The sequence below is a fragment of the Thermogemmatispora sp. genome, assembly GCF_019683755.1.
Lineage (GTDB): Bacteria > Chloroflexota > Ktedonobacteria > Ktedonobacterales > Ktedonobacteraceae > Thermogemmatispora.
In genome coordinates this window covers 1-5709 of record NZ_JADGHT010000305.1, presented here as the reverse complement: position 1 = coordinate 5709, position 5709 = coordinate 1, and the positions used below count along the sequence as shown (strand labels likewise).

At 62.6% G+C, this 5709-nt stretch carries 4 protein-coding genes; all 4 read left to right on the top strand.

The window, feature by feature from the left end; all coding sequences use genetic code 11:
- Positions 1–295 precede the first annotated feature (295 nt).
- The 4 genes from IRZ24_RS15990 (at position 296) to murJ (ending at position 4870) form a co-directional block, all read left to right on the top strand.
- Positions 296–1621: a GAF domain-containing sensor histidine kinase gene (locus IRZ24_RS15990; RefSeq protein ID WP_297166156.1), complete on the top strand. Its 1326-nt coding sequence runs from the start codon at positions 296–298 to the stop codon at positions 1619–1621.
- 198 nt (positions 1622–1819) lie between these two features.
- Positions 1820–2239, top strand: coding sequence for a response regulator (locus tag IRZ24_RS15985; RefSeq protein WP_297166153.1), 420 nt, complete (start codon positions 1820–1822; stop codon positions 2237–2239).
- Between the two features lie 520 nt (positions 2240–2759).
- Positions 2760–2966, top strand: a complete 207-nt coding sequence (locus tag IRZ24_RS15980; protein ID WP_297166151.1) for a KGG domain-containing protein — start codon at positions 2760–2762, stop codon at positions 2964–2966.
- A 380-nt stretch (positions 2967–3346) separates the two neighbouring features.
- The gene (gene murJ, locus IRZ24_RS15975) at positions 3347–4870 is read left to right on the top strand and encodes a murein biosynthesis integral membrane protein MurJ (protein WP_297166148.1); all 1524 of its coding nucleotides are present in this window, start codon (positions 3347–3349) and stop codon (positions 4868–4870) included.
- Positions 4871–5709: the final 839 nt, after the last annotated feature.

The following is a 5709-nucleotide window of genomic DNA, read 5'->3' as shown; positions in this document are numbered from 1 at the left end:
TGTATGTGGTTCACTGAGGTTATGATCTGTTCGGCCGGGGGCCCGGGCCGGCCCCGCCGCCCGGCCATAGAAGGCTCCAGAGATGGCAGAGGCTGAGCAACCCCGCTGCTTGCCTGCCCGCCTCGCCCCCGGTTCGCGCGCTGCCCTCCTGCCCCGGCTGCCAGTGACATCCACCGCCACGCTACCGCTGGGCCGGCGACGAGCAGGCATGACAGGCGCCCCGCTTGTTGTGAGGGAGCATATACTAAAAGGGAAACTCTGGGAGTCACGTGGTGTAAGCGGGAGGGAAGGTAGCATGACAGCCGAGAGAGACTGGCAGGCCCTGGCCCGGCGCCTGGCTCAGCGCGCCCGCGAGCTGGTCGATTGCCAGGCGGCAGGCCTGCTGCTCGGGTGCCCCGATGAGTCGGTCCGTCATCCTCTGCTCGATGTCTTTGTCCCCGTCTCCGCTAGCTATCTCGCCTGCTATGGCTGCAGTCAGGAGACGCTGCGCGCGCTGTTGCGCTATGAGCAGGTGCGCGCTCTGCTGGATATTGCCGCTCAGCGCGGACGCGTCCACTGGTGCGAGGCCGGCCCGGCCTTGCGCGGCGCGCTGGCCATCGGCTCTGTGGCCGTGGCTCCGCTGGAGCGCCCGGCGGGCATCCTCGGAAGCCTCTTGCTCTTCGATGAGCGACCGGGCGCCTTCACGGCTGGCGAGTGCCGGCTGCTGACGGCTCTGCTGTCACGCCTGGCTCGCGAGCTGGAACAGCAGTTGCGACGCCTCTCGCTGGCTCGCCGCTCGCCCGCAGAGGAGGCTGGCCCCAGCCCCGAGGGAAGACACTACCGGCTGGCTCCGCCCTCAGAGCTGGATCAGTTGAAGTATGAGTTTATTTCGATGGTCAGCCATGAGTTGCGCACTCCTCTGACGGCGATTAAGGGCTATGCCAGCTTACTCCAGGCCTACGGCCCCGCCAGCCAGGGCCGCAAGGGCAGCGATGGGCTGACGGAGGAACTCCAGCGCCATTATCTCGAAGTGATTCTCGAGCAGGTCAATCATCTGGAGGCTCTGGCCGGCGATTTGCTCGATGTGTCGCGCATTCATGCCAACCATCTTGCTCTGCGCTGCTCCCCGCTGGATATCGCTCCTCTCTGCCAGCGCTGCGTTGAGCTGATCCGCCAGCGTGTGGAGCGCGAGGCCCCCGGCAAGTATGTCTTTCGCTGCCGCTTCGTGGAGCCGCTCCCCCCCGTCTGGGCCGATGCCGACCGCGTGCAGCAGGTCCTTACCAATTTGCTCGAAAATGCAGTGAAATATTCTCCCGCCGGGGGCGTCATCACGATTGAGGCCGGCCTCCTGCATGGCCAGCAGGCCGATGGGAAGGCGATGCTGCAGGTCAGTGTCTGCGATCAGGGGATCGGTATCGCTCCGGAGCAGCAGGCGCGCCTCTTCCGCCCCTTTAGCCGCCTGGAACAGCAGAGCTGCGGCTGTGTGCCCGGCGTGGGCCTGGGCCTCTATATTACGCGCCGGCTGGTGGAGGCTATGGGCGGACGTATCCAGTTGCGGAGCCGCTGCGGCCAGGGAACACGCGTGACTTTTACGCTGCCGCTGGCGTCCGCTCTCTCCAGGGCGGCAGGCCGCGCCGGTTAGCTCACTTGCTCGTTCGTTCGCTCGCTCGCTCGCTATGCTCTCACAGGCCCTGGCCCCAGCCAGAAGCGTGCCTTCGATGCGCCGCTGGGCCTGCACCGCAGGCTCGCTATGGCCCCGGTTCCTACTTGCGAAATATAGTCCAGTTTGATATAGTGTGGCTGAAATGATAGTGAGACTCAACAAGGTAGGGACGAGGCCATGCATATTAGCCTGCTAGAAGATGATTCCGCTATTCAGGAGCTACTCCTGCTCGTCCTGCAGGACGAGGGCTATAGCGTCACTGTTTACCCTACTGCTGAGGAATGCCTGAAGGCGCTTCGGGGTGCCGCGCAAGATCAGGCTCCTTCGCCCGATCTCCTCATCGTTGATTGGCGCTTGCCCGGCCCGGTCTCGGGGATTGAGGTGATCCAACAGGTCCGCACTCTCCCTCAGTATCGCTCGCTTCCCATTATTTTGACTACCGCCGCTACCCTGACTGAGCCAGAAGATGAGGAGGTCCAGGGGTTGCAGGTGAAGCTGCTTGAGAAGCCGTTTGCTATCGATGATGTTGTGCGGTTGATCCGCGATCTGACTCAACAGTCACAGCCTCAGCGTTCTTCCGAGCATCAGGCGTCGTAAGAAGCATAGAAAGGAACGTATCATCTGTTTAGAGCGCCGCCCTCGGCGCTCCCCCCTGACTCGATCTGGCATCACTGTCTGGTCGCTCCCGCCTTGATGGTGCCCGCTGGTAATCTCATCCAGTCTGCTTTGTGCGCTTAGAGCTGCTTGCTCTCTCTCCCTGTCTTGCTGCCGGCTCGCCGACCTCCGGCGCGCTCAGGGTTGGGCTGCCCTCTCTCTGCCTCAGCGCTGCGCTGGCTCGCGGCGCTCGCCGGTCTGTGCCTGGTTGACATCTTCTGGCTAACCTTAAAGAAAGCTGAAACTTTTTGGTAGAGGCGTATTGTTGACTTGTTCTTCTCCCCATGTGCCTGTTATCCTAACAGTAGGGAATGCACCCCGACTGCTGCAAGGCAGGAGGCACGTAAGCCCGTCACAGCAGGTGCGCTGTGAGTGGCCTTTGCGTGTAGATAACAGCAACCTTTCGGGCATTTTAAGCAGAAGACGAAGAAAGAAAGAAAAAGGAGAAGAAGGAGAGCACAGCATGCAGAATCAGAAAGGTCGAGGTCGTGGTTTCGCTTCGATGAGTCCAGAGAAGAAGCGCGAGATTGCCAGTAAGGGCGGGAAGGCCGCTCATGCGCTGGGCACGGCGCATAAGTGGACCAGTGAGGAGGCCCAGGCCGCCGGGCGTAAGGGTGGTTCGATTAGCCGCCGGCGCCCGAAGAGCGCTCAGACGCAGGCTCAGGCGTAGCTCTACGCTGCTGGCTAAGGCCTTGTGCGCTGGGCTGGGGTGAGGGCGCACAGGGCTGTTGGCGATCTTACTTCCTTCTCTTTGTTCCTGGTTCGTTGGCTCTGGTTTTTTCCAGGTAACGCTACTGAGGCTGGCCGTTCTCCGACGGACAGCCTTTTTTTGTGGGGGTGGTGGCCGCCGGGCGGGCACCGCACGGGCGGCCTCTTGGCCTGGAGGGCGCGCGGCTGCCTGGCGCGGCTCTGGTCGGGAGTACTTTTTTGAGGGTGCTCTGCTCGCCGCCGTCCCTGGCTGGTATAATCTCCTCTGTACGCCAGAGCAGAGGCGATGGAGAAGATCTAGCTGTCGAGAAGGAGGCTCCCATTCCTGAGAGTGCACCACGTTTGGTTGATCCGACAACGGGTAGCGCGGTGAGCGAGACGCCAGCGCTGGCTGAGGGGGTGGCCGGGGAGGAGGATGCGGCGGAAGAGGCCGCAGGTTGGTCGCTGGGGGGTCTGCGCTTGCCGTTCAGTCTGGCTCGCTTGCGCCCGGGCCGGGGTCTGACTGTGCGCCGCTTCTCGGTGGTGGAGGCGGCGCTGTTGTTGATGCTGGGGATTCTGGCTTCGAAGGGGTTGGGGGTGGTGCGCCAGGCGCTCTTTAATGCCCTCTTCGGGACGGGACCGGAGGCCAATGCCTATTATGCGGCTTATCGCTTGCCTGATACGCTCTTTAATCTGGTGGCCGGGGGGGCCCTGACTCAGGCCTTTATCCCGGTCTTTGTGGCTTATCAGCGCCGGGGCGATCAGCGCGAGGCCTGGTATCTGGCTAGCCTGGTCTTCAATGTCTTGTTGGTGGCGCTGACGGTTCTGCTGCTGCTAGGCTGCTTGCTGGCTCCGGCCTTCGTGGTCCATATTTTGGTGCCGGGCTATCCGCCGGCGGTGCAGGCGTTGACGATCCGCTTGACGCGCATTATGTTGATTCAGCCGCTGTTGCTCGGCCTGGGGACGATTGTGACGGCGATTCTGAGTAGCCGTGAGCAGTTTTTGCTGCCGGCGCTGGCGACGGCCATCTATAATGTGGGCTTGATTGCAGGCCTGGTGGTGGCGCTGGTGGTGCCGGGAGTGGGGATTTATGGGCCGACGTTGGGGGTGTTGTTGGCGGCGGCGCTGCAGATTGTGGTTCAGCTTCCGGCTCTCTGGCAGCAGGGGGGACGCTATGTCTTCGCCTGGAATCTGCGCTATCCGGGCTTGCGCGAGGTGATGGCGCTCTTTATTCCGAGTATGCTGGCGGTGGCGGTGGCTTATGTGAGTTCGATTGTGGAGACGACGGTGACCTCCTTTCTGCCGGATCTGGCCAGCCTGGCGGCGCTGCATAATGCTTATATGTTGTTTTATTTGCCGGTGTCGTTGATTGCTCAGGCCATCGGGCAGGCGGCGCTGCCACGTATGGCGCGCCTGGAGCTGGAGGGCCGCTATGGGCGCTTGCGCCGCTTGTTCGGGCAGGTGATTGGGTCGTCGCTGGCGCTGAGTGTGCTGTCGGCCCTGGCTTTGGGCGGGCTGGGGCTGTTGGTGATCGATGTGGTCTTCCGCCACGGGGCCTTTGATGAGCATTCGGCCTGGTTGACGAATCTGGCGCTGGTCGGCTATGTGGTGGGCCTGCCGGGGGTCTGCGTGGGGGATGTGGTGGCGCGCAGTTTTTATGCGCTGAAGGATGCACGTACTCCTTTGTTGACGAATGTTTTTGCGTTGCTGACGCGGGTGGCGCTGATGGTGGGGCTGTTCGTCTGGCTGTCGGGCGAGCAGCAGATTCTGGCGGTGTCGCTGAGTCTGTCTGGCTCGGCTTCGGCGGAGGCGCTGCTGCTCTGTCTGGTGCTGTGGTGGCGGCTGCGCCAGCGCCTGCGCCGGCAGGCCCAGGAGCCGGCTCGCTGAGGCTGGTCTGGCCGCGGCGCCGGGGCCGTGACGCCTGGTGGAAGGGGGATCGGATGGCTGTGGGTGGTGGCCAGGCGACGGCTCTTTTGTTTTTGGCTGTGGCTGCTGCGCCGCGGCGGCTTGCTCCTCGGCTCTGGTTTCCTCTGGGCCTGACTCTCTGACTGGCGGGCCACTTGACCTGGTGACCTCCCCTGTCTTGCTCCTGCCAGTCAGCTTGTCTCTTTGTCTGGCTGACTGGCTGTTCTCCTCGGTGGCGGTCACCCGCGCGTCGCGCTCTTCGTCGCCGGCTCCACGGGCTGTCTGGCGCAGGGGCCTGGTTTGGTCGGCGCGGGCCGCCTGCGGACTGGTCTGGGCTGTGGGTCGGTAGGTGGTGAGTGGGTGAGTGGGCGAGTGGGTGATGGTGGGGTGTGAGGTGGGAAAGTGGGATGGGGTCGCCAGATCCCCCGCGTGATGGCCTCTGTGAGGGCCGCTTTCGAAACTCTCAGCGGGCCGCGCAGAAAGACGGTGGATTCTGACCGTATTTTGACGAATCTGTGCATGTCATGCTTGTAGAATATGGCTATGTTTATTCGTGCTTTCTCGAAACTCGCCCCTTGCGCGTTGCAAAAAACGAGTTTCGAGAAAGGTCGTAATCCGATAGATTTTTGGGCCGGGGGACAGAGAAAAACGAGGCTCTCAGCGCCAAAAAATGGGGCCTCGATCGTTATAGACTATGAAAGAAGTATCCCGGGTCCGCTTTCGTTGGGCGCGGTTGCAGAGGGGACGATCCGCACGAGGATACTGAAAGGTTTCGGCTCGTGCTACCGTATGAGAGGCAGCTCTGCCGGTTGCAGAGGGGA

Bases quoted from the DNA above. Each gene is read 5' to 3' on its own strand.
- IRZ24_RS15990 (WP_297166156.1), top strand. From the start codon at position 296: ATGACAGCCGAGAGAGACTGGCAGGCCCTGGCCCGGCGCCTGGCTCAG.
- IRZ24_RS15985 (WP_297166153.1), top strand. From the start codon at position 1,820: ATGCATATTAGCCTGCTAGAAGATGATTCCGCTATTCAGGAGCTACTC.
- IRZ24_RS15980 (WP_297166151.1), top strand. From the start codon at position 2,760: ATGCAGAATCAGAAAGGTCGAGGTCGTGGTTTCGCTTCGATGAGTCCA.